At 62.4% G+C, this 26,607-nt stretch carries 29 protein-coding genes; 17 read left to right on the top strand and 12 right to left on the bottom strand.

Annotation, left to right across the window (positions count from 1 at the left end):
* Window positions 1-1,605 (top strand): GH35 family beta-galactosidase, encoded by a 1,605-nt coding sequence (locus AC0GUR_RS09650; RefSeq protein ID WP_472877246.1) that lies wholly within the window; start codon window positions 1-3, stop codon window positions 1,603-1,605.
* An 8-nt stretch (window positions 1,606-1,613) separates the two neighbouring features.
* A complete protein-coding gene (locus AC0GUR_RS09645) occupies window positions 1,614-4,127 on the top strand; it encodes a beta-glucosidase (protein ID WP_472877245.1) in 2,514 nt (837 codons plus the stop codon).
* A gap of 216 nt (window positions 4,128-4,343) precedes the next feature.
* Here the strand turns inward: AC0GUR_RS09645 and AC0GUR_RS09640 are convergent, their stop codons facing one another.
* Entirely contained in the window at window positions 4,344-5,510 is a 1,167-nt protein-coding gene (locus AC0GUR_RS09640) for a XylR family transcriptional regulator (protein WP_472877244.1), read from the bottom strand.
* A gap of 253 nt (window positions 5,511-5,763) precedes the next feature.
* Here AC0GUR_RS09640 and dgoD point away from each other — a divergent pair, with 253 nt between their 5' ends.
* The 5 genes from dgoD (at window position 5,764) to AC0GUR_RS09615 (ending at window position 13,675) form a co-directional block, all read left to right on the top strand.
* Window positions 5,764-6,912, top strand: a complete 1,149-nt coding sequence (dgoD, locus tag AC0GUR_RS09635) for a galactonate dehydratase (protein ID WP_472877243.1) — start codon at window positions 5,764-5,766, stop codon at window positions 6,910-6,912.
* An 11-nt stretch (window positions 6,913-6,923) separates the two neighbouring features.
* Window positions 6,924-8,438 (top strand): xylulokinase, encoded by a 1,515-nt coding sequence (gene xylB, locus AC0GUR_RS09630; RefSeq protein ID WP_472877242.1) that lies wholly within the window; start codon window positions 6,924-6,926, stop codon window positions 8,436-8,438.
* A gap of 46 nt (window positions 8,439-8,484) precedes the next feature.
* Window positions 8,485-9,822 (top strand): xylose isomerase, encoded by a 1,338-nt coding sequence (xylA, locus tag AC0GUR_RS09625; RefSeq protein WP_472877241.1) that lies wholly within the window; start codon window positions 8,485-8,487, stop codon window positions 9,820-9,822.
* Between the two features lie 75 nt (window positions 9,823-9,897).
* A complete protein-coding gene (locus tag AC0GUR_RS09620; RefSeq protein WP_472877240.1) occupies window positions 9,898-11,331 on the top strand; it encodes a sugar porter family MFS transporter in 1,434 nt (477 codons plus the stop codon).
* 1 nt (window position 11,332) lies between these two features.
* Window positions 11,333-13,675 (top strand): glycoside hydrolase family 31 protein, encoded by a 2,343-nt coding sequence (locus AC0GUR_RS09615; RefSeq protein WP_472877239.1) that lies wholly within the window; start codon window positions 11,333-11,335, stop codon window positions 13,673-13,675.
* A 517-nt stretch (window positions 13,676-14,192) separates the two neighbouring features.
* Here AC0GUR_RS09615 and AC0GUR_RS09610 read toward each other — a convergent pair.
* Window positions 14,193-14,612, bottom strand: a complete 420-nt coding sequence (locus tag AC0GUR_RS09610) for a DUF3693 domain-containing protein (RefSeq protein WP_472877238.1) — start codon at window positions 14,610-14,612, stop codon at window positions 14,193-14,195.
* A 209-nt stretch (window positions 14,613-14,821) separates the two neighbouring features.
* Between AC0GUR_RS09610 and AC0GUR_RS09605 the strand changes: the two genes are divergently transcribed.
* The 9 genes from AC0GUR_RS09605 (at window position 14,822) to AC0GUR_RS09565 (ending at window position 20,340) form a co-directional block, all read left to right on the top strand.
* Entirely contained in the window at window positions 14,822-14,992 is a 171-nt protein-coding gene (locus AC0GUR_RS09605; protein ID WP_472877237.1) for a hypothetical protein, read from the top strand.
* Window positions 14,989-16,188, top strand: coding sequence for a replication initiation factor domain-containing protein (locus AC0GUR_RS09600; protein WP_472877236.1), 1,200 nt, complete (start codon window positions 14,989-14,991; stop codon window positions 16,186-16,188). Before AC0GUR_RS09605 ends, AC0GUR_RS09600 begins: the two co-directional genes overlap by 4 nt.
* A gap of 20 nt (window positions 16,189-16,208) precedes the next feature.
* On the top strand, window positions 16,209-16,487 hold the full coding sequence (locus AC0GUR_RS09595) for a hypothetical protein (protein ID WP_472877235.1): 279 nt from the start codon (window positions 16,209-16,211) through the stop codon (window positions 16,485-16,487).
* Window positions 16,488-16,557: 70 nt separating this feature from the next.
* On the top strand, window positions 16,558-16,740 hold the full coding sequence (locus AC0GUR_RS09590; protein WP_472877234.1) for a hypothetical protein: 183 nt from the start codon (window positions 16,558-16,560) through the stop codon (window positions 16,738-16,740).
* A gap of 32 nt (window positions 16,741-16,772) precedes the next feature.
* A complete protein-coding gene (locus AC0GUR_RS09585) occupies window positions 16,773-16,994 on the top strand; it encodes a major capsid protein (protein ID WP_472877233.1) in 222 nt (73 codons plus the stop codon).
* 152 nt (window positions 16,995-17,146) lie between these two features.
* On the top strand, window positions 17,147-18,517 hold the full coding sequence (locus AC0GUR_RS09580) for a virulence factor TspB C-terminal domain-related protein (RefSeq protein ID WP_472877232.1): 1,371 nt from the start codon (window positions 17,147-17,149) through the stop codon (window positions 18,515-18,517).
* Window position 18,518: 1 nt separating this feature from the next.
* On the top strand, window positions 18,519-18,806 hold the full coding sequence (locus tag AC0GUR_RS09575; RefSeq protein WP_472877231.1) for a DUF2523 family protein: 288 nt from the start codon (window positions 18,519-18,521) through the stop codon (window positions 18,804-18,806).
* Complete coding sequence (locus tag AC0GUR_RS09570; RefSeq protein ID WP_472877230.1) at window positions 18,806-19,990, top strand: zonular occludens toxin domain-containing protein; 1,185 nt, start codon at window positions 18,806-18,808, stop codon at window positions 19,988-19,990. The genes AC0GUR_RS09575 and AC0GUR_RS09570 overlap by 1 nt, the downstream gene beginning before the upstream one ends.
* Window positions 19,991-20,151: 161 nt before the next feature.
* Complete coding sequence (locus tag AC0GUR_RS09565) at window positions 20,152-20,340, top strand: hypothetical protein (RefSeq protein WP_472877229.1); 189 nt, start codon at window positions 20,152-20,154, stop codon at window positions 20,338-20,340.
* Window position 20,341: 1 nt separating this feature from the next.
* On the opposite strand, the gene AC0GUR_RS09560 is transcribed toward AC0GUR_RS09565, so the two are convergent.
* Window positions 20,342-20,671 carry a hypothetical protein gene (locus tag AC0GUR_RS09560; RefSeq protein WP_472877228.1) on the bottom strand — a complete coding sequence of 110 codons (330 nt, stop codon included), beginning with the start codon at window positions 20,669-20,671 and terminating at the stop codon, window positions 20,342-20,344.
* Window positions 20,672-20,774: 103 nt separating this feature from the next.
* On the opposite strand from AC0GUR_RS09560, the gene AC0GUR_RS09555 reads away from it, so the two are divergent.
* Window positions 20,775-21,071, top strand: coding sequence for a hypothetical protein (locus AC0GUR_RS09555; protein WP_472877227.1), 297 nt, complete (start codon window positions 20,775-20,777; stop codon window positions 21,069-21,071).
* A gap of 127 nt (window positions 21,072-21,198) precedes the next feature.
* Here AC0GUR_RS09555 and AC0GUR_RS09550 read toward each other — a convergent pair whose 3' ends face one another.
* The 9 genes from AC0GUR_RS09550 to AC0GUR_RS09510 all read right to left on the bottom strand — a co-directional run bounded on the left by AC0GUR_RS09550 (window position 21,199) and on the right by AC0GUR_RS09510 (window position 26,436).
* On the bottom strand, window positions 21,199-21,336 hold the full coding sequence (locus AC0GUR_RS09550; protein ID WP_472877226.1) for a hypothetical protein: 138 nt from the start codon (window positions 21,334-21,336) through the stop codon (window positions 21,199-21,201).
* Entirely contained in the window at window positions 21,336-22,499 is a 1,164-nt protein-coding gene (locus AC0GUR_RS09545) for a zonular occludens toxin family protein (RefSeq protein ID WP_472877225.1), read from the bottom strand. Before AC0GUR_RS09545 ends, AC0GUR_RS09550 begins: the two co-directional genes overlap by 1 nt.
* Window positions 22,499-22,810 carry a hypothetical protein gene (locus AC0GUR_RS09540; protein WP_472877224.1) on the bottom strand — a complete coding sequence of 104 codons (312 nt, stop codon included), beginning with the start codon at window positions 22,808-22,810 and terminating at the stop codon, window positions 22,499-22,501. Before AC0GUR_RS09540 ends, AC0GUR_RS09545 begins: the two co-directional genes overlap by 1 nt.
* Window position 22,811: 1 nt before the next feature.
* Window positions 22,812-24,089, bottom strand: coding sequence for a hypothetical protein (locus AC0GUR_RS09535; RefSeq protein WP_472877223.1), 1,278 nt, complete (start codon window positions 24,087-24,089; stop codon window positions 22,812-22,814).
* A gap of 120 nt (window positions 24,090-24,209) precedes the next feature.
* Window positions 24,210-24,434, bottom strand: a complete 225-nt coding sequence (locus tag AC0GUR_RS09530; RefSeq protein ID WP_472877222.1) for a major capsid protein — start codon at window positions 24,432-24,434, stop codon at window positions 24,210-24,212.
* 199 nt (window positions 24,435-24,633) lie between these two features.
* Window positions 24,634-24,930 carry a hypothetical protein gene (locus tag AC0GUR_RS09525; protein WP_472877221.1) on the bottom strand — a complete coding sequence of 99 codons (297 nt, stop codon included), beginning with the start codon at window positions 24,928-24,930 and terminating at the stop codon, window positions 24,634-24,636.
* Between the two features lie 17 nt (window positions 24,931-24,947).
* The gene (locus AC0GUR_RS09520) at window positions 24,948-26,021 is read right to left on the bottom strand and encodes a replication initiation factor domain-containing protein (RefSeq protein WP_472877220.1); all 1,074 of its coding nucleotides are present in this window, start codon (window positions 26,019-26,021) and stop codon (window positions 24,948-24,950) included.
* Entirely contained in the window at window positions 26,018-26,254 is a 237-nt protein-coding gene (locus AC0GUR_RS09515) for a hypothetical protein (RefSeq protein ID WP_472877219.1), read from the bottom strand. The genes AC0GUR_RS09520 and AC0GUR_RS09515 overlap by 4 nt, the downstream gene beginning before the upstream one ends.
* Window positions 26,251-26,436 carry a hypothetical protein gene (locus AC0GUR_RS09510; RefSeq protein ID WP_472877218.1) on the bottom strand — a complete coding sequence of 62 codons (186 nt, stop codon included), beginning with the start codon at window positions 26,434-26,436 and terminating at the stop codon, window positions 26,251-26,253. The genes AC0GUR_RS09515 and AC0GUR_RS09510 overlap by 4 nt, the downstream gene beginning before the upstream one ends.
* Between the last annotated feature and the right edge of the window lie 171 nt (window positions 26,437-26,607).

The following is a 26,607-nucleotide window of genomic DNA, read 5'->3' as shown; positions in this document are numbered from 1 at the left end:
ATGCGCACGACGCTTAGACGCCGCATTGCCCTGGTACTGGTTACCGCCCTGATCACGCTGGGCGTACAGGCTGGCGAGCTGCCGCGCATCGTCCATCAGGATGGCCATCATGCACTGCTGGTGGACGGCAAGCCGTACGTGGTTCTGGGCGGGCAGGTTAACAATTCCAGTGCATGGCCCGACGTGTTGCCGGAAGTCTGGCCAGCCGTCGAACGCATGCATGCCAACACGGTAGGTGTGCCGATCGCCTGGGAGCAGATCGAGCCGAAGGAAGGGCAGTTCGATTTCAGCTTCCTCGATACGCTGCTTACCCAGGCGCGTGACCACCACGTGCGCTTGGTACTGGTGTGGTTCGCTACCTGGAAGAACAACGGTCCCAGCTATGCGCCGTCGTGGGTGAAGCTGGACAACCAGCGCTTCCCGCGGCTGGTATCGAACACGGGGAAACTGCTCAACTCGCTCTCGCCGCATGCCGCGACCACGCTTGAGGCAGATCGCAAGGCATTCGTGCAATTGATGATGCACCTGCGAGCCACCGATGGCGACAAGCACACCGTCATCATGGTGCAGGTGGAGAACGAGGCGGGCACCTACCGCACCGACCGCGACCACTCGCCAGCGGCAAACAAGCTGTTTGCCGGCGCCGTGCCCGATGCGTTGCTCCACGCGACCGGCAAGAAGGCGGGCAGCTGGAGCCAGGTGTTCGGCAAGGACGCGGCGGAGTTCTTCCACGCGTGGTCCATCGCCCGTTTCATCGACCAGGTCGCCGCAGCAGGCAAGGCCGTCTACAACCTGCCGATGTACACCAATGCGGCATTGCGCGATCCGTTCCATCCGGGCTTGCCGGGCAGCTATGAATCCGGCGGTCCCACCGACAATGTTCTGGACATCTGGAAGGCTGGTGCGCCGTCGCTCGACCTGCTCGCGCCGGACATCTATCTGCCCGAGTATCCGCGCTACACCGCCGTGCTTGATCGCTACGCACGCAAAGACAACCCGCTGTTCGTGGCCGAGACCGGTCACGCGCTAGGCTACGCGCGCTATGTCTACGCCACGCTGGGGCATGGTGGTATCGGTTTCTCACCGTTCGGCATGGATTACACCAAGTACACCAACTACCCGCTTGGCGCGCGCAAGCTCGATGACGCCGCGGTGGATGCGTTCGGCGTGATCTACAGCGCGCTCGTGCCCATGGGTAGCGAAATCGCGACTGCCGGGCTGGCCGGCAAGTTGTGGGGCGCATCCGAGCCTGCTGACACGCACGAACAGACGCTGGATCTTGGCGACTGGAAGGTGAAGCTGGGCTACGGCCAGCTGCAGTTCGGCATGGATCCACCCAAGGGCAATGTCGACACCGATGGCGGCGCGATCGTGGCGCAGTTGGGCGAGAACGAATACCTCGTCACCGGGCACAACGTGCGCGTGACCTTCCAGCCGGGACGTCGCGGCACGGATGGACGCTTCCTGCTCGATCGCGTCGAGGAAGGCCATTACGAGAATGGCAAGTGGATCTTTCGGCGGCTGTGGAACGGCGACCAGACCGACTACGGCTTGAATTTCACCAGCTTGCCGCAGGTGCTGCGCGTCAGGCTGGCCACGTACTGAGGATGCTCATGCGCAAGACCATGCTTGCCCTGGCGCTGTGCGCGCTGGGGTTGTCCACTGCTGCGAGCTGCGGCGATGCCGTGCCCGCTGCCGACAATGCTGCCGTGGAGCAGCGCGTCGAGAGCCTGCTCGGCAAGTTGACTGTCGAGCAGAAGGTCGCCTTGCTGGGCGGCGTCGACAACTTCTATAGCCGTGACGTGCCGGCCATCGGGCTGCCGCGTCTGGCCATGTCCGATGGCCCGATCGGTGTGCGTGCACCAGGGCCGTCCACGGCGTATGCCGCAGGCATTGCCCTGGCGGCCAGCTGGGATCCGGCGCTGGCCGAGCGCGTGGGCACGGCGATGGGGCGCGATGCGCGAGCCCGCGGCGTGCACTTTCTGCTGGGCCCTGGCGTCAACATGTATCGCGCGCCGCAGAACGGTCGCAACATGGAGTACTACGGCGAGGATCCGCTGCTTGCCGGCGAGATCGCCGTAGGGCTGATCCATGGCGTGCAGGGGCAGGGCGTGGTTGCCACCATCAAGCACTTCGCCGCCAACAACTCCGAGTACGACCGCCGGCACCTGGACAGCCTGATCGACGAGCGCACACAGCGCGAGATCTACCTGCCGGCTTTCGAGATGGCCGTGAAGGAAGGCCAGGTCGGCGCGGTCATGAGCAGCTACAACCTGATCAATGGCGACTACCTGGCGGAGAACCGCCACATCGCGCACGACATCCTCAAGCAGGAATGGGGCTTCAACGGCCTGTACATGTCCGACTGGGAAGCCGCGCATGATGGCGTGAAGGCATTCAAGGCGGGGCTTGACCTGGAAATGCCGGCGCCTGACGCCATGAAGCCATCACTGATCGAGGCGGGCCTGCGCGATGGTTCGCTGTCCACCGCCGATCTGGACGACAAGACGCGCCGCCTGCTGCGTACCGCCGTGCGCTTTGGCTTCCTCGATCGTCCGCAGCGCGATTTCAACATTCCGCAGATGGATCCGTCCTCGGCGAGCGCAGCGCTGGAAGGCGCGCGCGAATCGCTGGTGCTGCTGAAGAACGATGCGAAGGTGCTGCCCCTGGATGCCTCGCACATGAAATCCGTTGCCGTGATCGGCCCCATGGCGTATCCGGGCGCGGCGAGTGCGGGCGGCAGCTCGCATATCGATACGTTCCGCACGCAGAGCATCCTGTCGGGCATCAGTGATCGCCTGGGTGGCAAGGTCAACGTGCTCTACAGTCGCGGCCTGCCCAGCACGTCCGACGTGTTCGGCAAGGAAGTATTCGTGACGGCGGATGGCAAGATCGGCCTGACGCGCGAAACTTTCGGCAACCCGGATTTTGCCGGCAAGCCGCTGGAGCGCACCGTCAATGCCAAGGTGGATCAATGGAAGCCGGAGCTGTGGACCACGCCAGCCACGGAGCGCCAGAGCATCCGCTGGTCCGGTCGTTTCGTGCCCGATCGCAGTGGCAAGTTCCTGTTCCTGACCGCAGCGGCAAGCAAGGACAGCTACACGCTGTATGTCGACGGCAAGCCGGTGATCCAGCAGCCGGTCTTCGAGGGCCAGGCGCCGCATTACGTGGTGCTGCCGATGACGGCTGGCAAGGCCGTGGACATTCGTCTCGACTATCGCCCCGACGTCAGTTACAGCCGCATGAGTCTCGGCGCCATCGCGGTGGATGCACTGATCCCCGAGGAAACCCGCAAGATGGCGGCGATGGCCGATGCTGCCGTGGTCGCGGTGGGTTTTGATGGTACCTCCGAAAGCGAGGCGTTCGACCGCAGCTTCCAGCTGCCCTGGGGGCAGGAGGCGCTGATCGAGGCCGTGGCCGCAGTGAACAAGCGCACCGTGGTCACGGTGACCTCTGGCGGCGCCTACGCCACCGATGGCTGGCTGGACCACGTGCCGGCACTGCTGCAGAACTGGTACCCGGGGCAGGAAGGCGGGCAGGCGATTGCCGAAGTGCTATTCGGCGACCGCTCGCCGGAAGGCAAGCTGCCGATGAGTTTCGAGCGTCGCTGGCAGGACAACCCGACGCACGACTTCTACGATGCGCACCCAGCACCCGATGGCCATCCCACCGTGCGTTATGGCGAAGGCGTGTTCCTGGGCTATCGCTGGTACACCAGCCATCCGCGCGAGGCGCAGCCGGTGTTCGCGTTCGGCCATGGCCTGTCGTACACCAACTTCGCCTTCAGCAAGCTCGCTCTTTCGGGCGTGGCCGCGAATGGCGATGTCACCGTGTCGTTCGATGTGCGCAACACCGGCTCGCGCGAAGGCGCTGAAGTGGCGCAGGTTTACGTAGGAGATCCGTCGGCGCGCGTAGCGCGCCCGGCCAAGGAGCTCAAAGCCTTCCGCAAGCTGCGACTGGCGCCCGGGCAAACCGAGCACGTCAGCCTGACGCTGGATCGCCGCGCCTTCGCCTGGTACGACGCCGGCAAGCATGACTGGCAGGTCGATCCGGGTCGCTTCGTTGTCTATGTGGGCGACGCGTCCGACCAGACGCCGCTGAGCGCGGACCTGGCCGTGGGCAAGTAACCGCGTGACATTTCCCGCGCCGGTGCGCTGGCGCGGGCATGCCGGTTATTTCGACCCCGAGAACTGGCGGTGCGCGGGCCGGGCCTGCAACCACGAAACAAAGGTTTCGCGCTGGACCATGATGGCCTCCCCGGGGCCGGCGCATGATCGGGCCAAGGATGGCCCGCATTTTTGGCGTTATCGGCTCGCGTAGAGCCTGGCAGTCGCCCGCATAGCTTACGAGCGCGCGTTCTCGATGAACTGCCGCGGGGTACAGTTGAATTCTCGACGGAACACTGCGTACATGTACTGCAGCGACGTGAAGCCGCTGCGTACTGCCACGTCGGCCAGCGGCCGGGTGGCGTCCTTGAGCATGCTGCGCGCCATTTCCAGCTTGTGCTCCAGGATGGTCTGGTGCACGGTGCGCTTCAGCTCACGCTTGAAGTGTTCTTCCAGCAACGTGCGCGAGATGCCGACGTAATCGGCAACCTGTTCGGTCTTGATGCCCAGGCAGGCGTACTGGCGGATGTAGTGGCAGGCGCGCATCACGTGCGGGCTCTTCATCGGCTTGTGCAGGCTGCTGGCCTGGATATTCAAGCCCACCGGCGGCACCAGCACGCGGGTGCCCGCAACCACGCCGCCATGCAGCATCTGGTGCAGCACCTGCGCAGCCATGCGGCCCATTTCCTCGGCACCCTGCGTCACCGAAGTCAACGGGATGCGGCTCAGCAACTGGGCCATGGGGTCGTTGTCGATGCCCACCACAGCAATCTGTTCCGGAACCGGTACGTCGGCCACCACGCAGGCCTGCAACAGCTGGCGAGCGCGCGCATCCGTCACCGCGATGATGCCGATGGGCTTGGGTAGCGACTTCACCCAGGCGGCCATGTCTTCCTGCGCACGCCCCCAGCCGCCAGCACTGGTCGACGAACCGCGGTAGACCAGGCCCTCCAGATGATCCGCCTCGATCATCCGCAGGAAGGCCGACTCACGTTCCTGCGCCCAGCGGTTGCCCGGATTGGGCGGCAGGCCGTAGAAGGCGAAACGCTGCAGGCCTTGCTCGATGAGGTGGTCATAGGCCAGCCGCACCAGCTTGACGTTGTCGGTCGCCACGTAGGGCGTCAACGTCGGGTATTGGCTGACATCCGCGTAAGAACCGCCAACGGCCACCACCGGAATGGGTATGTCGGCCAGGGTCTCGGCCACGGTGGGATCGTCGAAGTCGGCAATGATGCCGTCGCCGCGCCAGTGATGGATGCCTAGCGTGCGGCTGCGGAAGTCCTCTTCCAGGAAGAGGTCCCACTCCACGCGCGTGGATTTCAGGTACTGCCCGATGCCGGCAATGATCTGCCGGTCGTAAACCTTGTTCGCGTTGAAGAGAAGGGCGATGCGATGTGGAGACATGGTCTGGCGATACGGGCCGTGTCGGAAATAGCCCAGGGAAGCCGACGCTAGCAGTTCCGCTGGCACCGGGCATGACGCAACGCGACAGGGAAAAAAACGTGCCTCGCTGGCGGATTTCGCAATTGCGAGCCCCGCAGCCTGATTGCAGCATCCCGGCGGTATTCGGGGCAGCCGTATGGACGCCCCTTCCGGGCGCCAGGAGTTGCGACCGGTGTCGCCACTTTGCAGGCCCCGGGCCGGAACGCAAGCAAGTATGAAGATCACCGCCATCACCACTTTCATCGTGCCGCCGCGCTGGTTGTTTGTGCGCATCGACACGGACGCCGGCATCAGTGGCTGGGGCGAACCGATCGTGGAGGGCAGGGCGCATACGGTGGCCGCCGCCGTGGACGAGTTGTCCGATTACCTGATCGGCCAGGATCCGCGCCGGATCGAGGACCACTGGAACGTGATGTATCGGGGCGGCTTCTATCGCGGCGGCCCGATCCTTATGAGTGCGCTGGCCGGCATCGACCAGGCCCTGTGGGACATCAAGGGCAAGCAACTGGGCGTGCCCGTGCACGAACTGCTCGGCGGCCCAGTGCGCGAGCGCATCCGCACGTACTCGTGGATCGGTGGCGACCGGCCGGCTGACACCGCCCGCGCCGCAAAAGAGGCGGTGGCGCGCGGATTCACTGCCGTGAAAATGAACGGTACCGAGGAAATGCAGTACGTGGACACCTACGCCAAGGTGGAGCGCGTGCTGGAAAACGTACAAGCCGTGCGTGATGCGGTAGGCCCGGAAATCGGCTTGGGCTTGGATTTCCACGGTCGCGTGCACAAGCCCATGGCCAAGGTGCTGATGCGCGAGCTGCGTCCTTACAAGCTCATGTTCATCGAGGAGCCGGTGCTGTCCGAGCATCTGGAAGCCATCCCCGAACTGGCTGCGCTGTCGCCCGCGCCCATCGCCCTGGGTGAGCGCCTCTATTCGCGCTACGACTTCAAGCGCGTGCTGGAAACCGGTGGCGTGGACATCATCCAGCCCGATCCGTCTCACGCCGGCGGCATCACCGAAACATTGAAGATCGCTGCCATGGCCGAGGCCTACGACGTGGCGATCGCCCTGCATTGCCCGCTAGGGCCGATCGCGCTGGCCGCGAACCTGCAGATCGATGCGCTCTGCCACAACGCCTTCATCCAGGAGCAGAGCCTGGGCATCCACTACAACGCCGACAACGATCTGCTCGACTACGTGGTCGATCGCAGTGTCTTCGCCTATTTGGATGGCTATGTGGCCATTCCGAACGGTCCCGGCCTGGGCATCGAGATCGACCAGGCCTATGTGAGCGAGCGCGCCATGGTCGGGCATCGCTGGCGCAATCCGGTATGGCGCCATGCCGATGGCAGCGTGGCGGAATGGTGATGCGCGCGCCCATGAACCTGACGATTGGCATCGACGTGGGTACGCAGAGCGTCAAGCTTGTGGCCTACGACATGGATTCGCGCTGCGTCATCGCCGCGCATGGTCAGTCGATCGAATTGATCGCCGGCGAGGATGGCAGCCGCGAGCAGCTCGCCACCTGGTGGATCGATGCCGTGCGCACCTGCTTCGCCAAGCTGCCCCGGCAGCTGCGCGCGGAAATCGTCGCCATCGGCGTGTCGGGGCAGCAGCATGGCTTCGTGCCGCTGGATGCCGATGGCAACGTGCTTGCTCCGGTCAAGCTGTGGTGCGACACAAGCACGCAGCGCGAATGCGACGAGATCATGGCAACCGCCGGTGGAGCGCAACGCTGCGTGGCGCTGGGTGGCAACCCTATCTTGGCCGGCTATACGGCTTCCAAGCTGTCGTGGACGCGCAAGTATCGTCCGGAAGCCTACGCCAAGCTCGCGACCATCCTGCTGCCGCACGACTACGTGAACTTCTGGCTCACCGGTGAGCGGTGGATGGAATACGGCGACGCCTCGGGCACCGGCTGGCTGGATGTGCGCACACGCCAGTGGTCGATGCACATGCTCGATGCGACGGATGCCGATCGCGACCTGTCGGCCTGCCTGCCTCCGCTGGTGGCAGCCAACGCGAGTTTCACGATCAAGGACAGCATTGCCGAAGAACTGGGCCTGTCGCCCGGCGTGCGCGTTTCCGCCGGTGGCGGAGACAACATGATGGCCGCCATCGGCACCGGCAATGTGCGGCCCGGCGTACTTAGCATCAGCCTGGGCACGTCGGGCACGCTGTTTGCCCATGCGGACCATCCGGTGGTGGATGACAAGGCCCGCTGGGCGGCGTTCTGTTCGTCCACCGGCGGCTGGCTGCCGCTGATCTGCACCATGAACTGCACGCTTGCCACGGAAATGGTGGCCAAGGCGTTCGGCTTCAGTGCGCGCGATGGCGACACGGTGATGGCCGGCACACTGCCTGGTGCCGGTGGGCTGCTGATACTTCCGTTCTTCAACGGCGAGCGCACGCCGGACCTGCCGCATGCACGCGGCAGCCTGCATGGCATGAATCTGGGCAACGTGACGCGCGGCAATATCTACCGCGCCGCGATGGAAGGCGCGACCTATGCACTGCGCAGTGGTTACGACGCACTGCTGGCCACGGGTTTGCAGTTCGATGCGATCCGCCTCACCGGCGGCGGCAGTCACAGCGCCGCATGGCGACAGATGATTGCCGACGTGTTCGACCTGCCGGTGGAAGTGCCGCTACAGGCCGAAGGCGCCGCGCTTGGCGCGGCGTTGCAGGCGGCGTGGGCGAGTGACCATGCCCGCGGTTGCCGCGCGGATATCGCTGAGCTGGCGAGCGAGCACGTCGTTATCGCCACCGGACTGTCGACGCGCCCGGATCCGGCTAGCGTCGCCGCCTACCGGCAGCACTACCAGGGTTTTCTGCGCCACCTCGAGGTGGCCAGGTTGCTGCACGCCCATTCCCCGGTCACGGACACCGTGTGACGGCCAACCGGACCTGCATTATTTGCCCGACAAGGATTCCCACCACATGAGCACCCCCTTTATTGGCAAGCGCGAATATTTTCCCGGCATCGGACGCATCGCGTTCGAAGGTCCGGGCTCGGACAACCCGCTCGCGTTCAAGCACTACGACGCGGGCAAACTGATTCGCGGCAAGAGCATGGCCGAGCACTTGCGCTTCGCCGTTTGCTACTGGCATACGTTCTGCAATGCGGGCCACGATCCGTTTGGCCCCGGCACCCGCGTTTTCCCGTGGGATGCGGAAGCCACGGCGATGGCGTGCGCCGAAGCGAAGATGGATGCCGCCTTCGAGTTCTTCACCAAGCTTGGCGTGCCGTATTACTGCTTCCACGACATCGACATGGCGCCGGATGCGGATGACATCGACGAGTACGAAGCCAACCTCAGGCACATGGTCGCGCTTGCCAAGGAGCGCCAGCAGGCCACTGGCGTCAAGCTGCTGTGGGGCACGGCCAACCTGTTCAGCCATCCGCGCTACATGAATGGCGCGGCGACCAATCCGGATTTTGCCGTGGTGGCTCGTGCCGCCGTGCAGATCAAGGCCGCGCTGGACGCAACGGTGGCGCTGGGCGGCGAAAGCTATGTGTTCTGGGGCGGTCGCGAAGGCTATGCCTCGCTGCACAACACCCAGATGAAGCGCGAGCTGGATCACTTCGCGCGATTCCTCACGATGGCGCGCGACTACGGTCGCAGCATCGGCTTCAAGGGCAATTTCCTGATTGAGCCCAAGCCGATGGAGCCGATGAAACACCAGTACGACTTCGATTCCGCCACCGTGGCCGGCTTCCTCAAGGAGCATGGCCTGGAAAAGGACTTCAAGCTCAACATCGAGGCCAACCACGCCACGCTGTCTGGCCACACCTTCGAACACGACCTGCAGGTGGCCTCCGATCACGGCCTGCTCGGCAGCATCGATGCCAATCGCGGCAACGCACAGAACGGTTGGGATACCGACCAGTTCCCGACCGACCTCTACGACACGGTGGGTGCGATGCTGGTGGTGCTGCGCCAGGGTGGCCTGGCACCGGGCGGCTTGAACTTCGACGCCAAGGCACGTCGCGAATCCACCGATGCCGACGACCTGTTCCTGGCCCATATCGGCGGTATGGATGCATTTGCGCGCGGCCTCGAAGTGGCGCACGCGTTGCTGGACCAGTCGCCACTGGAAAAGTGGCGCGCGGACCGCTACGCCAGCTTCGACTATAGTGCTGGGCTCGATTTTGCTCAGGGCAAGCTGAGCCTTGCCAATCTGTACGACTACGCCGTCAAGCAGGGCGAGCCAGTGCGACAGAGTGGCAAGCAGGAGCGCTACGAGAACCTGATCAACCAGTATCTGCTGCGTTGACGGTAGCAAGGGGCAGGGCACACGGGGGTGTGCCTTGCCGGGGGACGACCGAAAACGACATGAGATACCGAAAGCATGAACAGCGTTGCGCTTGACAGCCCGACTGCCGCGAATCAGGCAGAAAACACCCGACTCATCGTGCAGATCAGCAGCGTCGCCACACTGGGCGGCTTCCTGTTCGGCTTCGACAGCGGCGTCATCAACGGCACTGTGGAAGGCCTGAAGCAGGCATTCCATTCCAGCTCGGCAGCCATCGGTTTCCAGGTGGCATCCATGCTGCTTGGCTGTGCTTTCGGTGCATTCTTCGCCGGGCGCGTTGCCGATGTCTGGGGGCGTCGTTCGGTGCTGATCGTCTCGGCGCTGCTGTTCCTGATTTCGGCGCTGGGCGCGGGTGCGGCAACCAGTGCAGCGCTCTTTGTGGCCGCTCGCATCACCGGCGGCTTTGCAGTGGGTGCCGCCAGCGTCATCGCACCTGCCTACATCGCCGAAGTAGCGCCTGCACGATATCGCGGCAGGCTGGCCACCATGCAGCAGATCGCCATCATCAGCGGCCTGTTCAGCGCGTTCCTGAGCAATTACCTGCTGGCCAGGGCCGCGGGCGGTTCCACCGGCACGCTCTGGCTGGACCGGGATGCATGGCGCTGGATGTTCTGGATGCAGGTGCTGCCTTCTTCGCTGTTTCTGGTGTCACTGCTGTTCATTCCCGAAAGCCCGCGTTTCCTGGTGGTGCGCAAGCGCGACAAGGAAGCTGCCGACGTGCTGGTGCGCCTGTACGGCGAGCGGGAGGCCCGCGCCAAACTAGCGGAGATCAGCGCCTCGCTTTCGCAGGACCGGCACAACCCCAAGTTCTCCGACCTTCTGGACAAGACCACGAAGCGAGTGCGCCCCATTGTGTGGGTAGCCATTGGCCTTGCTACTTTCCAGCAACTGGTGGGCATCAACGTGGTGTTCTACTACGGCGCTGTGCTGTGGCAGGCGGTCGGCTTCTCCGAGAATGATGCGCTGTTGATCAACGTGCTTTCCGGTGCACTCAGCATCGGCGCCTGCCTGGTCGCGGTGATGCTGGTTGACCGCGTGGGTCGCAAGCCGCTGCTGTGGGTGGGCTCGGCGGGCATGACCATCACACTGGCACTGGTGGCGTGGGCCTTCGCGCATGGCGGCATCGATGCCGGCGGCAAGCTCAGCCTGCCCGCCGGGCAGGGCACGCTCGCATTGGCAGCTGCCAATCTCTACGTGATCTTCTTCAACATGTCGTGGGGCCCGGTGATGTGGGTGATGCTGGGCGAGATGTTCCCCAACCAGATCCGTGGCTCGGGACTGGCTGTCGCAGGCGCTGCGCAGTGGGTGTCCAATTTCACCATTACCGTGACCTTCCCGATGCTGCTCACCAGTATCGGGCTTGCCGGCGCCTATGGCCTTTACGCCCTGGCAGCCGCGCTGTCGGTGGTATTCGTGGTGCGCTACGTGCAGGAAACGCGCGGCAAGGAACTCGAAGAGATGGAAGGCTGACATGCAGGCATCCAACACGGCATGGCTTGGCCTGGCACTCTCCCTCACCGCAGCCTTTTCCGCCGCCCAGGCTGCACCGGCGGTTGCGCTGGACCGCAACGGCGCATGGGTAAGCGTCGAGGCCTACGGCCCCAACGTGGTCCACATCACCATCGCCGCCGACAAAACGCAGGCATTGAAGGCGCCCGGCTACGGAATCCTTGCCGACCATGCTGACAGTTCGGCTTTCCATGAGATCCACAATGCGAACGGCGATACCTTTGCATCGCCGGGGCTGACCTTGCATCTGGATGCCGCGCCGGCACCACATGCGCCTGGCATCATGGAACGGTACTTTGCGCCAGACCTTGCGCCGGTCCGCCTGCAGGTGAAAAACGCCAAGGGTGCGACCGTCGTCAACATGACCGGCTGGGAGATGTATCCGCATGAGGTGGCCGGTGAATCCACCTATCAGGTAGGCGCGACGTTCTCGGCACCTGCGGATGAACACTACTACGGCATGGGCCAGAACCAGGGCAGCCTTGGCCCGCTCGACCTGCGAGGTCGCGTCATCGATTGCCGGCACTGGTACGACGCACCCAGCGGGGAAGCCGTGTGCGTGCCCTTCATGGTTTCGTCCAAGGGGTACGGCATCATCTGGGACAACCCGTCGGACACGCGATTTGTTGCTGGAATTCGCGGTCGCATGAGCTTTCAGTCGAATGTCGGCGAGCGCGTCAGCTTTTTCGTGGTGACGGGCGACACACCCGAAGCGATCTATTCGGCGTACGCGCGCGTAACGGGCAAGACGCCGATTCCGCCCAAGGCTGCCTTCGGCCTGATCCAGTCCAAGGCGCGTTACGACAGCCAGGCCGAGGTGCTGCGCGTTGCGCATACGTATCGCGAAAAGAACTATCCGCTCGACGTGATGGTGATCGATTGGTTCTACTGGACACACATGGGCCAGATGGACATCAACACCGCTGAATTTCCCGACCCTGACGGCATGAACAAGCAGCTTCATGATGCGGGCATGAAGTCGATCATCTCCATCTGGCCACGCTTTGAACGCTCGGGGCGCTATTTCAGCGAGCTTGATGCCAAGGGGTATTTCCTCAAGGACCGGAACGGCAAGACGGTCGACGGCCTGCCTTTCCGATCGGATCGCACCGGTGCATTGATCGACGCGACCAGTCCCGCTGCGCGTCAGTGGTTCTGGGAGCACGCCCGCGACAACATCCTCTCGCACGGTTTCGACTATCCGTGGCTTGACGAGACCGAGCCGGATCTGGTGCCGGACGGCTATTTCTTCTCGATCGGCTCCGGGGATCGCTACCACAACCTTTTTCCGCTGGTACATGTGGAAGGCGTTGCACAAGGCATGCGCGCATGGAAGCCCGATGAGCGCGTATTGATTCTCTCCCGTGCGGCCTATCTGGGATCGCAGCGCACCGGTGCGCTGTTCTGGTCGTCAGACATCGATCCCAGTTGGGAGGCGTTGCAGCGCCAGATTCCCACTGGACTCAACATGACAGCCTCCGGCATCGCGTACTGGGGCAACGACATCGGCGGTTGGCAGTATTTGCCTCAGACCACCAGCGCAACCAAGGCACCCCTGCTCGATCCCTCGGATGCGCGCGATACCGTGGGACAGAACAACGATTATCCGGAGCTACTCACGCGCTGGTTCGAATACGGGACGTTTCTGCCAACCCTGCGCCTCCATGGCGATCGCAAGCACACGGAAATCTGGGCATTCGGCCATCAAGCCGAGGCCATCATGGCGAAGTACGACAAACTCCGTTATCGCCTGATTCCGTATATCTATAGCCAGGCTAGGAAAACCTACGACACGGGCGCACCCTTCATGCGGCCGTTGTGGATGGATTTTCCCGGCGACTCCAATGTCGCCGACCTGGGTACGGAATACATGTTCGGGCCGGCTTTCCTGGTCGCGCCCATCACCGAGCAGGGCCAGACACAGAAGGACGTCTACCTTCCGGCTGGCAGTGACTGGTACAACTTTTGGACGAATGAAAAGCTGTCAGGCGGTCGCTGGGTCAAGGTGGCCGCACCCATCGACCAGATCCCCGTTTTTGTTCGCGCAGGATCCATCGTGCCGCTGGGCTCTGACATCCAGTCGACGGCGTCAAAGCAATCCATCAGTGAGATCCTTGTCTATCCAGGCAAGGACGCCGATTTTGCCCTCTACGATGATGACGGTACTTCGTACGGCTACGAGCTGGACAAGGGCAAAACGACGAAACTTCATTGGAACAACAGCTCCAGTGCGTTGAACGCTGTTGGTGGCGACGCGGCGTTCGACAAGATCGTCTCTGAACGTGCCAAGGTCATCGGCAGGTAGGTTGTATCGGCTCTCTGGCCATGTGGTCAGGCCTCACTCCCACAGATGAATGCGTGGAATGAGGCGATCGGGGATTGAGAGGCTGATGTTGCCAGATTGGCCGGCAGCATCAGTCATTTCGCGCGGCTCTTCCGATCGGAATTTCGCATGTATCGGAGACCGCATCAGGCTTCGCACCATGTCTGCTTCCGACCCAAAGCGTGCCATAGGGCAGGGCGATTAGCTCGTGTGATCGCGGGTATCAGGCCCGACACCTAGAACCGCAGGCCGCGCGTCAAATCGGCCAGATTGTCGCTTTGGAAAAGGCGCTCTCCGAGGCTTACTCGGCAACGTCGCCGAAGCGGAAGAAAGCACCCGCAGCGTCCAAAGACGCCACCAAGCACGATCAACGGGAATCGTCACCAAAGGCGCGTCGCTCCAGTCCTAAATAGGTTCGCCACCAAGGCGGCTCGAATACCTGATGTCAAAAGATGACGGAATAAGCGGAAATGACGCGATTAACGGTCTGGCGACAGAATTAAGAGGACTGCGACAACAGCCAAGCCAGCATCTCCGGCGGCCTCGGGGACCATCCATGATTTCGCATAATGTATACAGGTGCAAATACGAACGCCGAGACGGCGTGCGTATCCACCCCATGGCGGAGCGTCAGGAAGACGGCCGCGAGTGCAGCAGCCAGTTGAGCAAGCCGAAGCCACACCTTGCGAGCTTCCGGATTGCGTGCGCGCTCGGCCTCGATCAAGGGTAGCCAGTGCGCCACTTGGTCACCGGTGGCCTCGCACATGCGTGAAACGCTGTCTGCATCCGGGTGTGATCGACCGGTGCGCCACCCGCTAACGGCCTGCTTCGTAACGCGCAGCTTGGCCGCCAAATCCTTGTCCTGCTTGACGGAGCAGGCGTCGGCGTATTTGTCAAGCAATTTAATTGTGGCGTTCACGGTCTGAGACCCCTTGACTGGAGAGTACGAGGGTACTTTACTGCACCTCGAGTCTGAGAGTCTCGGACTGATAAGGGGCCATTTATGCACACCGTATTCCTCGCGGGAACCCTTCTAGGCGTCGTGCTCGGCGCGTACGCGACGTACATCGTCGCTGTGTTGATCGGCGTGGCTCGCGACTGCCGCGCCTCTCTGGCCGGGGTGAACGCATGACCGCCTTCCAGCTGGATCAGATCGTTTTTGCCGCCCGCGAGTGCGAGCGGCACATGGCTCTTGAGTCGACCTACGTTGCCGCCGAGATGTGGCTTGACGCTGCCGAGTGCGCGGAGCGTGCCGAGCAGGAAAGCGCCTATGCCTTCGATCTGGCGTGCCGCGCATGAGCCGCGTTTCGGGTTTGCCTGCAAACGCGATGACGGTCGAGCAGCGAGTTGGTGTTCAAGCGCTGCGTGAAGAGTTGGGGCAGGGCGCGATGGCGCGCGCACGCGCTTTCATGGCGGCACGCGAAGCCGCGCGAAGCGCAGTCCCCTCAGCTAACAGGGGACTAAAGTCCTCAGTGGTCGAGGTAAGGGAAGCTGCCAACGATGCGGCCCTTGCCATTGTGGATTTCCTGACGTTCACCGCCCCGCTGTCTGTGTTGGGCGACAACGTGCGCGACGGTGATTTCTGGACGCGCACCCGCGCTGAAGCGGTCAAGGGCTGTGAGACAAGCATTGAACTGCTGGCCCGCTACGTGTTGCAGGCGGTCGCAACGGACAGTGGATTGCAGCTTGAGCCCCAGGTGCGTGGCTTCCGCAATTTCTACGCCCACCACTGCCGCATCCTGACGGCATCCGGCGACACGTGCGGTTTTGTGGCGATCGGTGGCGAATCGCAGCGCGGCACGTTCTGCGTAGAACTCTCTGGCACGGGTTGTGCTCACGTCACGGCGTGGGCACACACCCGCGCCGTCGTCGAGGGGTGGGGCGCAAAACTGTCGCGCGTGGATTGCGCTCACGACGACAGGGAAGGGCGGTACACGCTGGACGATGTGAAGGATTGGCACGCCGCGGGCAAGTTCACCACGCGCGGTAGGCCCCCGGCCATTGGTTTCGCTGGCTACGCCGATGGTTCGGGCCAGACCGTCTACATCGGCAAGAACACCGGCAATCAGCAGCTGTGCGCGTACGAGAAAGGCAAGCAGCTCGGCGACCCAGAAAGCCCGTGGGTCCGCTTTGAAGCTCGCTTTGGTGCCAAGTACCGCGAAATCCCGTACGACATTCTCGATCGCCCATGGGAATACCTCGTGGGTCATTACCCTGTGCTTGAGTGGATCAGCCAGCACAGCACGCGCATGGAAACCAGCACGGCGAAGCTCGCCGCAACGATGGTCAGCGCGCTGCGTCACGCGAAACGCCAGTGTGGCCGCGTGGTTTACGCCATTGCCGAAGCGTTCCCTGAAACCTCTGAATTTGCCGATGCGATGGCAAAACTGCTCACGCGCAGAGAACTTCCCGCGTGGGTGATTTCAACCGGGCTGGGTGCATCCGTGCTCACGCCCATTCTTGGCTCGCACATGGGCCGCATTCTCAACGTTTAGACGTCCATAGGAGACGCATCATGACTCAGCAATCCATTATCCGTGCGACCAACAATGTTCGCCTTGTCAATGGCAAGAAAGACCCGAACGCACGCTACGGCTTCCAGACGTGCGGCCTGATGACGGGCGAGGGCATGTTCCGCGAGTTCGATCGCATGTTCTCGCCGGATCGAGGTGAGAAGGCGCTCCCGGCCGGTGACTACGCCGTCGAACCGAAGCCGGCCTACATCGACAGCAAGGGTAGCCTTCGCATTGGTTTCGATCTGGTGCCGGTAAAGGCTGCCGCACGCGCAGCGTGATATCGGGGTGTGCAGGGGGAATCGTTTATTTCCCCTGCGATCTTCGCCTTGAAAGCTTTTAGGAGGTGTCATGCAAGTGCAGTACGTGGTGTGTGACGCGGTGAACATTGACCCGCAGACGCAGCAATGCAGCCAGGTGCAGTACGTGCAGGCTCCGACGATGTTGCCGCCCTTGAGTGCTAGCTCAGGCGCGGCGATTGCAAGCGCCATTCTTGCGGTGTGGGCGCTGGCGTGGGTTTACAAACACTGCTGATAACTCAATCAACCTGCATGGGAAACAAAACAATGAAGCTGAACTTGTCCAAGGCCCTCGTGGCCGTTCGCAACAACAAGCTGATGCTGGCCTCGATGACGTTCGCTGCATCGGGTGCAGCTATGGCTGACGCCGGTAGCATCGACACCAGCACCGTGGTGGCGACCATCACCAGCGGCCTCGCTGCCATTGCCGCGATTGGTGCGGCGTTCCTCGGTTTCAAGTACCTCAAGAAGGTCTGGAATCGCCTGTAAGGCCGGCGGGGGAGGGCACACCTCCCCCTCCCTTCTTCGCCCCGTGAGGGCTTCGCTATGACCATTGTCGATTACGCCGGGTACTTCGTGCTGATCGCGTTCTTGGGGGCCGGATGGATTCTCTTCAACGGCAAATCGTCGTCGGACTGACGATGCTGCTTGCGACCGTGCTGTGCGCTCCTGTAGCGCGCGCTGCGTCGATGCCATCGGTTCAACCAATCGCCGTGCAGCCCATTGGATCTGCGCCGGGTAACGGCATCGTCACGCGCGTGACGTATCAGGTGGGCGGCGCAGCAAATGATGCCGGCGTCGCTGCGGCGGCGAACGAGGCCTCTTACGTCTCGCGTGCGGTCACGATGTCAGGTGGCACGGTGGGCGGCATCATCCGTGGCGGTGTGGCAGCGGGTTTGCGTTTTGCGGGTTGGGTCGGCCTCGCCATCTCGGCGTACCAGCTTTACAAGTGGTACACAGACCCGGGCACGGGCCAGCTCACCGCACCGGGTACAACGACGGTGGGCGCTTCCTGTCAGGCGGGCGGCTCATACTTCACGATTGGCGGCAACTTCCCAAGTTGCTCGGCAGTGGGCGCGGTAGCGCAGGAGGAGGCAGACTATCGAGCGCATTATCCCTACATGGTTTCGTATGTAGTGGAGCCCTGCACGCCACCTATTAATGGCGATTGCATGGCGCCATGGAAGGCCGTGCGAGATGACGGTTTTCAGGCTTCCGGCCAACTCGTGATTCACTGGTTTCAGGCCGGAGCAACCGGCAATCTTCATGATCCGGACTACACGGCGCAGCCTGTGCCGGTGACGGATCAGGACCTCGCCGGCCTTGCCGCGCAACACCCGGATTGGTGGCCGCAGCTGTTTACCGATCCGCAAACCGGCAACGTGGTTGTTAACCCGGACATTGCGCACGACATGGATGCGCTCAAACAGGAGCTTGCACCGAAGTACGGTGTAGACCCTCAGACACTCACGCCAACGCAGCCGGACCCGAACTACCCCACGCAACAAAGCTCGCCCAAACAAACGGATTTGCCGGCGTACTGCGGCTGGGCCGCTGCCGCGTGCGACTACTACAAGTGGGTTGAGGATCATTGGCCGAACAAGGACCCGAACACTTACAGCGATGGCGGTTGCGACGCGATGCCGCCGTGCTCGGGTGATCAGGTGATGTGCGGTGTGGCCCGCAACACCTGGGCATCGAAGTGCGCAGTGGGCGGCGACGGCTCCACTCCGCCCGAGGGCGGCAAGCATGTCGTCGGCGACATCGACAGCGGCAAGACCGTGGACGCGGGCGACACAAGCAAGTTGGACAGCAGCGGTCTCGGCTGGGGCAATGCATGCCCGTTCAATGATTTTACGGTTGAGGTGGCCGGCGTGAGCAAGACCATCTCGTTCACGCCAGTGTGTGATTACGGTCCATGGATGCGCGGTTTTGTGATGCTGCTCGCCGCGCTTGGCTGCGCGGGCATCCTCGGCGGCTTCAAGATCGGCAGCATTTTCGGAGGGTCATGACATGCCTCGGCTCATTGCGTGGCTGCTTGGCGTCATGGAGACGCGCATCGGCAGCATGATCATCTCGGGTCTCATGACCCTTGGTTTTAGCTTTACCTCGTACACGTTCACGATTGCGCCGCTGCGCAATTACATCAGCCAGGTCGCGGGCGGCGTTCCGGCCATGGGCCTGCAGGTGATGGGCTTCTTGGGCGTGGATGCGGCGATCACGATGCTGCTGTCGGCAGTGGCAGCGAAGTACACGATGAATGGCGTCAAGTCTGTGCTTGAGCGTCGGAGGCCTTCGTAATGTCGGGTTTGATGGAGTTGCGCACCGGATTGCCGGGTGCAGGCAAGACCCTCGGTGCCGTCGAGCACATGACGAATCTTCGCAAGACCATGCCTGAGCGACCGCTCTATCAGCATGGCATAACCGATCTGCGTGATGGCATTGCGATTCCCTTGGATGCAGATGGTGTCAGGGCGTGGCGCACCTTGCCTGCGGGCGCGATCGTTGTAGTGGACGAGTGTCAGAAGTTGATGCCGGCACGCCGTGGTGCTGCCGATTCGCCCGAGTGGATTAAGGATATGAGCGAGCACCGGCATGCTGGTGTCGATTTCATATTTATCACGCAGCATCCGAGCTTGATCGACCCATACGTCCGCAAGTTGGTTGATCGGCACATTCACACGGTTCGCGTGTTCGGTACCGAGTGGATCGAGCGATGGGAGTGGCCGATTTGTCAGGCCGACCCAAATGCTGCGGGCGTGAAAAAGCAGGCCGAAAATAAGTCGCGTCACAAATACAGCAAGGACGCGATGGCGGCTTACAAGTCGGCGGAGCTTCACACGGTGAAGCGTCGCGTGCCGAAGTTCATCTATATTGCCGGCGCGGTGCTCCTGGCACTGCCGCTGCTCGGCATGCTCGGCTATCAGGCCATGAAGCACGCCGGCAGCAAGGCCGGTGCGCAGGATGAAGCACCCGCAACTTCGTCTGGCATCGGGCCGTCAACCGCCGCGCTGAGCGGCCAGCAGAAACCGCTGCTTACGCCCGATGAGTGGGTCAAGCGCCAGATTCCGCGCGTCGCCGGCATCCCGTGGAGTGCCCCGGTGTTTGATGATCAGAAAGTGCAGGCACAGCCTGACCTGTTCTGTGTGAAGTTCGAGGGCGACCACGGCGAGGACAATTGCCGATGCTTGACGGAGCAGGGCACGCACGCCGAGGTGCCGCACGCGATGTGCAAGGCCTACGCGGAAGGCGGCGTCTATAACCCGTACCGCACGCCGATCAGCAAACAGCCGTCGCAAGCCATCGCGTCGCAAAGCAGCACCGGCAGTGTTCCGGTTGCGCAGCAACCGGTTCCTGCCGGTTCTGATGCCGACTCCGCGTCTTCCGCGACTTCTCATGAACGGGCGACGGCCACGGCGTACACGCCTCCTACGTATGGCCACTGGGACCCCAACTATTTCGGGGGCGGTCGTTCGGGCCGCTGATGGGGTGTAGGGGTGAAACCCCTACGGATACGCCTTTGACCTAGAAACCCATCCGGTTCGAATGGGTCACTGGCCTGCTCATATCAAAGTTCGATCATTCCCCATTGCCACCCGCCAAACCCGCTTTTGTTACCCTGTCCCGACAGGACAGGGGATGCGTGATGGATCATCTACTCGCCAACGCGGGCTTTCTTATCTCGGTGGCTGCGCTGATCTATGGGCTGTGGCGACAGCGCCAGAACGGGCCGGCCTCGCCGCCTAAGGCGAAGCCGAAGCCGAAACAGTCGTTTGAGCAATGGGCCGAGGAATCGCGGCGCAAGGTGTATGACGCGCGGCGTCGCAAGAATTGAGTCAGGCCTTTTTGCTGTACACCAGCCGCAGCCCGGGTTTTCCCTGAGGCCGAGCCTCTTGCGGTCGATCTTCGCTGGCCGCCCAGCGGGCGAACGCGGGGCCGTTGTGCGGCTTGAGCCTTGGGCCTCGCATCGACCCGTGCGGAGGGATTAGCGTGTCGCCACGCATTCGCCAACCCGTCCACGGGTCGGCGAAGTCAAAGTGACAGTTGACGTGATCTTGCAGAAGCCTGGCGATTTCGCGCAGCGTGACGATGCGGCCTGATGGCGTGGTGAACTGTTGCAGGGTGTCGTCGTATAGCCAGTCTAGGCGGGTACTGCGGCGGGACATGTGCGCTTTCCGTGCGTTTGGGAGAGCAGCCATGCGAGGGCCATGCCAGCGGCGGCCAGCGCCATAAGATTTCGCATAATGTATATTATGTCAAATTACCGACGTGGCCGTCGCCGCCTTGGCATGTTCTTTGCGATCCTTCGCAGTTTCTTGCGAATGGATGCTGGGTATGCGGTTTAGATGGACCTTCGACGTTGAAAAACAGGCACTTTCCTCGCCCATGGGCTGGAAAGTGACCGTCAAAGAAATCGCCACTTGGCTGCAAGATCGCGTCTATAACCGCCACGACCTCTCTGGACCATGGCATGGCTGGGTGGTCCGTGGCCGGTATCTCAAAGGCCCGCGCGGCCAAATTTGGACGCCAGAAACCCTTTCACATAAAACGCCCGACGAGCCATAAGAGCGCGGTTTGGCGGGTGGCGATGGGGAGTGATCGACCTTTGAGCTGAGCAGGCCAGTGACCCATTCGAGCCGGATGGGTTTCTAGGTCAACGGCGTATCCGTAGGGGTTTCACCCCTACACCCCGTCAGGCTCGGGCAGACATTACGTTGAGCACGAGTTGCCACGCTTTGTAGAGAGCGTAGGCACTGGCAAGCGCGCCAAGAATCGCGGCGACGCTTTCAGACACAAGGCCGAGTTCGGCCAAAACAGCAATAAGCGGCATCAGGGACCTCCTGTGGCGATTTGGTGTTCAGGCGGGTTGTAGTTCTGCGGAATCGTGGCCTTCGGCCAGTAGCCACCAGAGTCAGCCCCATCAGGCCCCGCCACGGCCTCCTGACTACCTACCGTGCCCGGCTCGCGCTCTCGCTGGTGATGGCGAGAGGCACCATCCAGCGGCTTACGGAAGGGGTTGTACGTGCCATCCCGTGCGATGGCGCGGCACACGCCGGCGTCTACCTCGTACTTGGTGCCCTGCTCCGTGTTGCACGTGCAGCGGCCATCGTCCACCGCGATGCAAAACAGATCGGGCACACCTTGCGGTGCCAACTGATCGTAGGCCGGTGCCGTCCACGGTTGACCTGGCACCCGTGGTTTCAACCACGCCACGTAGTCGCTGCGCCGTAGATCGTCGTCCGCATCTCTGCTTGCCGAGTGTGAAGCCTTTGCGCTCATGCTCGACCCGCCGCCCGTCGCTGCTGCGCCGGTCGTCTGGTCGCCCATGCTCTTGAAGGAGTGCTGGGCGTACCAGACTGCGCCACCGATCATCGGGACCAGCGCGAACGGGGCGTAGAAGTACCACGGAAGCCGCTTCTTGACCGTGTGCATCGTGGCGCTGGTGTAGAGCCCGAACACCTCTTTAGGATAGCGCCATGTCGGCGCAATGATGTAATCGCTGCCCTTCGCACAGTTCGACTCGAAGCGGTCCCACGTTTTCAGCAACGCCACGTTAAAGCCGAACTTGCGGCGCACGTGGATGTGCGGGTCAATCAACCCCTTGACGAAGCTGTCCAGCTGGTCATGCTTCTGACACACCAGCACGATGTCGTAGCCGTGGTGACGGTGGCGTGCCAGCGCGTCGATATGCGGAGGCACCTTTGCGCCCGCCGCACGCGAAGGCATGTAGTCGTAGCACTCATCCAACAGGATCACCGAGCCGTGAGGCAACAGCTGCCATTTCGGCATCTGTCGGCCTTGGTCGTCCTTGTCAGCAGGATCGAACTCGCGAAAATCGAACGGCAGCGGCTTGAAGCCTGCGGCCTCGTACTGCAACTCTTTGAAGCCCGCCGCGTACACTTCGCGGCCTTGCTTCACGAACTCCAAGCCCTTGGAGATTGCGAGCAAGGACTTGCCGTGACCCGGCTGGCCCGTGATGAGTTCAATCGCCATTAGAAGCCCACCTTGCCGACCATCAAGTTAGACGCGAGCTTCGTCGCACTCGCGGAGATCACCAGCACCATGAGCACGTCGAACTTGGTGTAGGTGATCAGGCTGTACGTCTCGGAGCTAACCGCGCCCGCGTACTGCATGAGCAGGCTACGCAGCTCAGGCATCACGTATTTGTACGTGATGAACGCGAGGCCGAGCGTGCCGAAGATACGGCCAAAAATGCCGCCGGACTTCAGCAGCATCGTGCTGATGAAGATGCCTATGAGCATCTTCAGATGTGACCACAACCAGCCTTTCAAGCCATCAAACATGTCACTTCTCTCCGAGAATGCGCAGCGCGAACCACACGCCCAGCAGCACGATCACGTAGCTCGCCTTGTTCAACACGTCGCACCACCAATCGGCTTGCAGCGTGAGATGGCCACCGAACTTGCCAAGGTCAAAATCCGGCAGGCGCGGGCATTGCCCGCCACCACCAAAGCCCGAGAAATCCAGCTTGTCCAGCACGTTTATCTCTTTCTTGAAGCCATCGCCGGGGGAGCTGCCAATATCGTCAAGACCGGGCACGGTCTTGTCGCTATCGTCGCCACCCTTGCCGGATTCTGCGCAGCGCAGCAGCCACGCCTGACGCGCGATCAGGCCGAGTGCCGCGCTACCCTCCACCATTGGCGCGGTCGTGCAGTCACCGCCGCCGCTGGCCGTGGTGCCATCGTCTTTTTTCTGATCGTCGGGCTTGTCGCCCTTGCCATCGACATCACCGGGCCCCTTGCCTGGATTCGCATCGGAACCGGTGTTGTTGTAGTTGTTGACCGTCGTGTTATCGATCGGACCGTTACCGGTCTGCGACGTGTACTTGTCGCTTGCAGCGATCTGCGACGACGGATCCGTGATAGGCGGGTTGGGCGGTGTAGGTGCGGGGTTCCCCGCGCACAAGGTCGTGTCGCCGCCCGAGGCGCACGCGCCCTGGTCGCCCTTTTTCGGCAGCGTCAAGCACACCTGCTCGCCTGCACTGTTCAGCGCGCACGCCTTGCCCGCCGCCGTATCGACGCAACTACCGCCACCGCACAACTTGCGCTGCTGCTCGTCTACCGGTGGCGGCTCCGTCGCAGCGACAGGCCCCACGCCGCACGTCTCGCCCGTGGGATGCATCTTGCCCGCGCCAATGCTCGACGTGCCGCGCGTGATGTGGTTAACCGTCCACGTTTCCTTACCCGGCGATGGCGCATACGAGCAACCGGCAAGGCACAGAGTCATATTTCCGGGCGTCGTTGTCTGATACGCCGGACGCGCCTTGCACATGCCGCTCAGGTCGCCGTCAAACGCCCACTGAGGACCATACCAGCCCTGCACAACACCATTCCTCAGCTGCCACCACTGGAACATGTAGCGCTGCGACGCAGGAACGCTTGTACCCGCATCACGGACCTTGCACGTGGTAGTAAAGCCGTTCTGGTTCATGGACGGATTTTTCGCGAGGCCATCCTCACACCCCGCCTTCGCTTCATCGTACGTTGCCGCAAAGGATGTGACGGGCCATGCCGCCGCCAACAGCAACAGCAGGACCATCAATCGCCGGAGAATGCGAGCCACATCGCCCCCAAGAAAGCCACGATGACGAAATACCCCGCGTACGCTGCAATGCCCACGACCGCCTCCCGAGGAAAGGACGGCGGGATTGCCCCGCCGTCGTGTGTTGCTGTTGCTCTTGGCTTACTTGCCCATCGCGCGGCGGATGAGGCTCCACGCGACGATCAGCACCAGTGCACCGGCCATCGCGCCAACCACCGCCACGATCTGCGGGTTCGTGCCCGCGATCGCGCTCACCACCGGGCCACTGATGTCGGCGTCGGCAGCAAACGCCGGAGCGGCAATGAAGCCGCCCGACAGGGTGGCCACAATAGCCAAGGTCTTGCTCTTGAGGTTCTTCAGGTTCATCACAGTCTTCCTTTCAATGCATGTCGTATAAGCCGCCCGCAGTAGCCCAAGGCCCAGCACACCGCAATCGCTCCCGCGATAGCTGAACCTTGCGCCGCGGTGAGGGGCGGAAGCCCACCGGGTGTATCGACCCAATGCGGGTCACTGCACTGCCCCGTGCTTTGGTCAATCGCTTCGCCGGGGCAGTACAGGTAAGGCATTACGCGGTCGCCGCAGCGCGCGTCTTCGGCATCGGCACGAATTCGCGTTCGATCTGCAAGCGCCCGTCGCGGTCCAGGTACATGCCGCCCGCCTTCACCTGGAAGTCGCCAGGGGGCAGGAAGTGCGATTGGCGGTTAGGATCGAAGTACTGCTGGAACTCTTCCACGCGGCCTTCGCCCTTGACGATGCCGCACGTCTGAAAACCGTGCTTCTTGCTGCTGTCTTTCTTGTCTTCATGCACGCGCACTTCGTCATAAGCGCGGAGAATCGTGTACTGCGGACGGTTGTTGGTCATATCGCCTCCCAGGGCGTCTACACGGCTACAGAAAATTGGACGTCCGGCGAATAGCCGAGTTGTTCGCGGACGATGGTTCGAAGGGTTTGAAGGTCAGGGGCTACGCCCTTAAATCGGCGCGGTATGTCAGCGCGGAAAACACGGTCTTTGAGGAAGGCCCAAACATCAGGACCCAGGGCAGCCACCAAAAGGTAAAGCGACGCGCCGGACTGGTTAGCCATGACTTTCACCATCGCTTTCGCATGAGCGTCCACCGTGCGCGCAATGCGCTCCGGCTTGTTCTCTGCCGCCGTTTCCGGAAGCAGTTCCGCGAGCAGCGCGTAAGAGCCGCGCAGATAGCCCAGCGGGTCCGTCAAAATTTCCAGCGGCAGGACGCAATCATTCGCCCACAAGCGCAACTCGCAGCGCACCCACGGGGAATCAGGGTCTTTCAACTGCTTGCCCTTCTCGTAAAGGTTCAGCAGCTTGCGGCCACGCTTGCCCACGTACACAGAACAGCCTTTGCCTTTGCCGTGGTCATCCCAAAAGCTGGTCTCAGCAGGACGGCCCGTGCGTGCGTTGAACTTGCCCTCTTTCGCCCAGGTATCGACCTCGCGAATGTCGCGAAAAATCGCGCCTTCGAAGTCGTCGAATGCGATATCGACGCGCGAGATATGCGCCATCAAGCGCCGCGCCTGCACTTGCGTGCAAAACCAGTCGTCGACGAGCTGACAGCCAGCGCCGGAGAGCGACACGCACATGCCGCCGTTCTTGCTGCCCAGGCCGACACGACCCACGACCTTGCCATCAGGCCCGAAGATATAGGCCGACTCGGTGTAGAACTGAAACCACTTGGCCTCAACCGCGCCCACAATCAGCGGCGCTTTCGGGTACAGCCATGCAACCACGTCCGCCACTGTGACAAGCCCGTGACGCTCCGTCTGATCCGCCTGGAAAACAAGCGAGAGATAGTCAATGCCAAGAGCAAAGCCCCGCCGAATTGGGGACTGAGGGTTTAGGCCCGTATTACTATCGGGCCTATGAGCGGCGCGCGCAGTTGCGCACGCCTTATCCGTCACAAACTCACGACGACGCGGACGCTGGGCATTCAAAGCTCGCCCTCCCCTGCTCCGAGCGCTTCCAGCGCGCACGCAGCCTTGCCGAGCACGAACATGCCGCCCGCTCGCGAACCCTCGCGGAACAGACGGTCGGCATCGTCCAGGTACACCTGAACTCGCTCGATGGTGTCCAGATAGGGAACGTCCTCAATCTCAATGCCTGAGACTGGCGGCAGCGGAGCCAGGATCATGCCGTCACCCGGAAGACCTTCGGTAAGGCGGATCACAGCTGCACCCCCTGCTTGGCGCACTGCTCAAAAAACACAGCAATCACGTCGCGATACAACTCGGCCTGGTCGCCCGCCCGCGCTACTGCGTCGCGGCGATAGAACGACAAGACCGCGGCAAGGCGGGATGCCTGCTCCGGCGTCAGCGTCAAAATCACATCGGCTTGAGGAATGCGGTTCATGCCGTCACCCCGGCCAGAGAGGCGCGGCAGTCGCGAGCCACGCCGATCAACACAGCGACGATGTACGTCGCGTAAGCGCCGAGCACGACTCCTAGAAGGGTTCCTGCGAGAAAGACGGTATGCATGAATGGCCCCTTGAGGTGTCCCGAGACCCGAGACATGGGCGCATGT

It is taken from the genome of Dyella sp. PARNA 12/25 (assembly GCF_055702865.1).
Note: the sequence above shows the minus strand (reverse complement) of the source record. Positions and strands in the feature narration are given on the sequence as shown.

Bases quoted from the DNA above. Each gene is read 5' to 3' on its own strand.
- AC0GUR_RS09650 (WP_472877246.1), top strand. From the start codon at position 1: ATGCGCACGACGCTTAGACGCCGCATTGCCCTGGTACTGGTTACCGCC.
- AC0GUR_RS09645 (WP_472877245.1), top strand. From the start codon at position 1,614: ATGCGCAAGACCATGCTTGCCCTGGCGCTGTGCGCGCTGGGGTTGTCC.
- AC0GUR_RS09640 (WP_472877244.1), bottom strand. From the start codon at position 5,510: ATGTCTCCACATCGCATCGCCCTTCTCTTCAACGCGAACAAGGTTTAC.
- dgoD (WP_472877243.1), top strand. From the start codon at position 5,764: ATGAAGATCACCGCCATCACCACTTTCATCGTGCCGCCGCGCTGGTTG.
- xylB (WP_472877242.1), top strand. From the start codon at position 6,924: ATGAACCTGACGATTGGCATCGACGTGGGTACGCAGAGCGTCAAGCTT.
- xylA (WP_472877241.1), top strand. From the start codon at position 8,485: ATGAGCACCCCCTTTATTGGCAAGCGCGAATATTTTCCCGGCATCGGA.
- AC0GUR_RS09620 (WP_472877240.1), top strand. From the start codon at position 9,898: ATGAACAGCGTTGCGCTTGACAGCCCGACTGCCGCGAATCAGGCAGAA.
- AC0GUR_RS09615 (WP_472877239.1), top strand. From the start codon at position 11,333: ATGCAGGCATCCAACACGGCATGGCTTGGCCTGGCACTCTCCCTCACC.
- AC0GUR_RS09605 (WP_472877237.1), top strand. From the start codon at position 14,822: ATGACCGCCTTCCAGCTGGATCAGATCGTTTTTGCCGCCCGCGAGTGC.
- AC0GUR_RS09600 (WP_472877236.1), top strand. From the start codon at position 14,989: ATGAGCCGCGTTTCGGGTTTGCCTGCAAACGCGATGACGGTCGAGCAG.
- AC0GUR_RS09595 (WP_472877235.1), top strand. From the start codon at position 16,209: ATGACTCAGCAATCCATTATCCGTGCGACCAACAATGTTCGCCTTGTC.
- AC0GUR_RS09590 (WP_472877234.1), top strand. From the start codon at position 16,558: ATGCAAGTGCAGTACGTGGTGTGTGACGCGGTGAACATTGACCCGCAG.
- AC0GUR_RS09585 (WP_472877233.1), top strand. From the start codon at position 16,773: ATGAAGCTGAACTTGTCCAAGGCCCTCGTGGCCGTTCGCAACAACAAG.
- AC0GUR_RS09580 (WP_472877232.1), top strand. From the start codon at position 17,147: ATGCTGCTTGCGACCGTGCTGTGCGCTCCTGTAGCGCGCGCTGCGTCG.
- AC0GUR_RS09575 (WP_472877231.1), top strand. From the start codon at position 18,519: ATGCCTCGGCTCATTGCGTGGCTGCTTGGCGTCATGGAGACGCGCATC.
- AC0GUR_RS09570 (WP_472877230.1), top strand. From the start codon at position 18,806: ATGTCGGGTTTGATGGAGTTGCGCACCGGATTGCCGGGTGCAGGCAAG.
- AC0GUR_RS09565 (WP_472877229.1), top strand. From the start codon at position 20,152: ATGGATCATCTACTCGCCAACGCGGGCTTTCTTATCTCGGTGGCTGCG.
- AC0GUR_RS09560 (WP_472877228.1), bottom strand. From the start codon at position 20,671: ATGTCCCGCCGCAGTACCCGCCTAGACTGGCTATACGACGACACCCTG.
- AC0GUR_RS09550 (WP_472877226.1), bottom strand. From the start codon at position 21,336: ATGCCGCTTATTGCTGTTTTGGCCGAACTCGGCCTTGTGTCTGAAAGC.
- AC0GUR_RS09545 (WP_472877225.1), bottom strand. From the start codon at position 22,499: ATGGCGATTGAACTCATCACGGGCCAGCCGGGTCACGGCAAGTCCTTG.
- AC0GUR_RS09540 (WP_472877224.1), bottom strand. From the start codon at position 22,810: ATGTTTGATGGCTTGAAAGGCTGGTTGTGGTCACATCTGAAGATGCTC.
- AC0GUR_RS09530 (WP_472877222.1), bottom strand. From the start codon at position 24,434: ATGAACCTGAAGAACCTCAAGAGCAAGACCTTGGCTATTGTGGCCACC.
- AC0GUR_RS09525 (WP_472877221.1), bottom strand. From the start codon at position 24,930: ATGACCAACAACCGTCCGCAGTACACGATTCTCCGCGCTTATGACGAA.
- AC0GUR_RS09510 (WP_472877218.1), bottom strand. From the start codon at position 26,436: ATGAACCGCATTCCTCAAGCCGATGTGATTTTGACGCTGACGCCGGAG.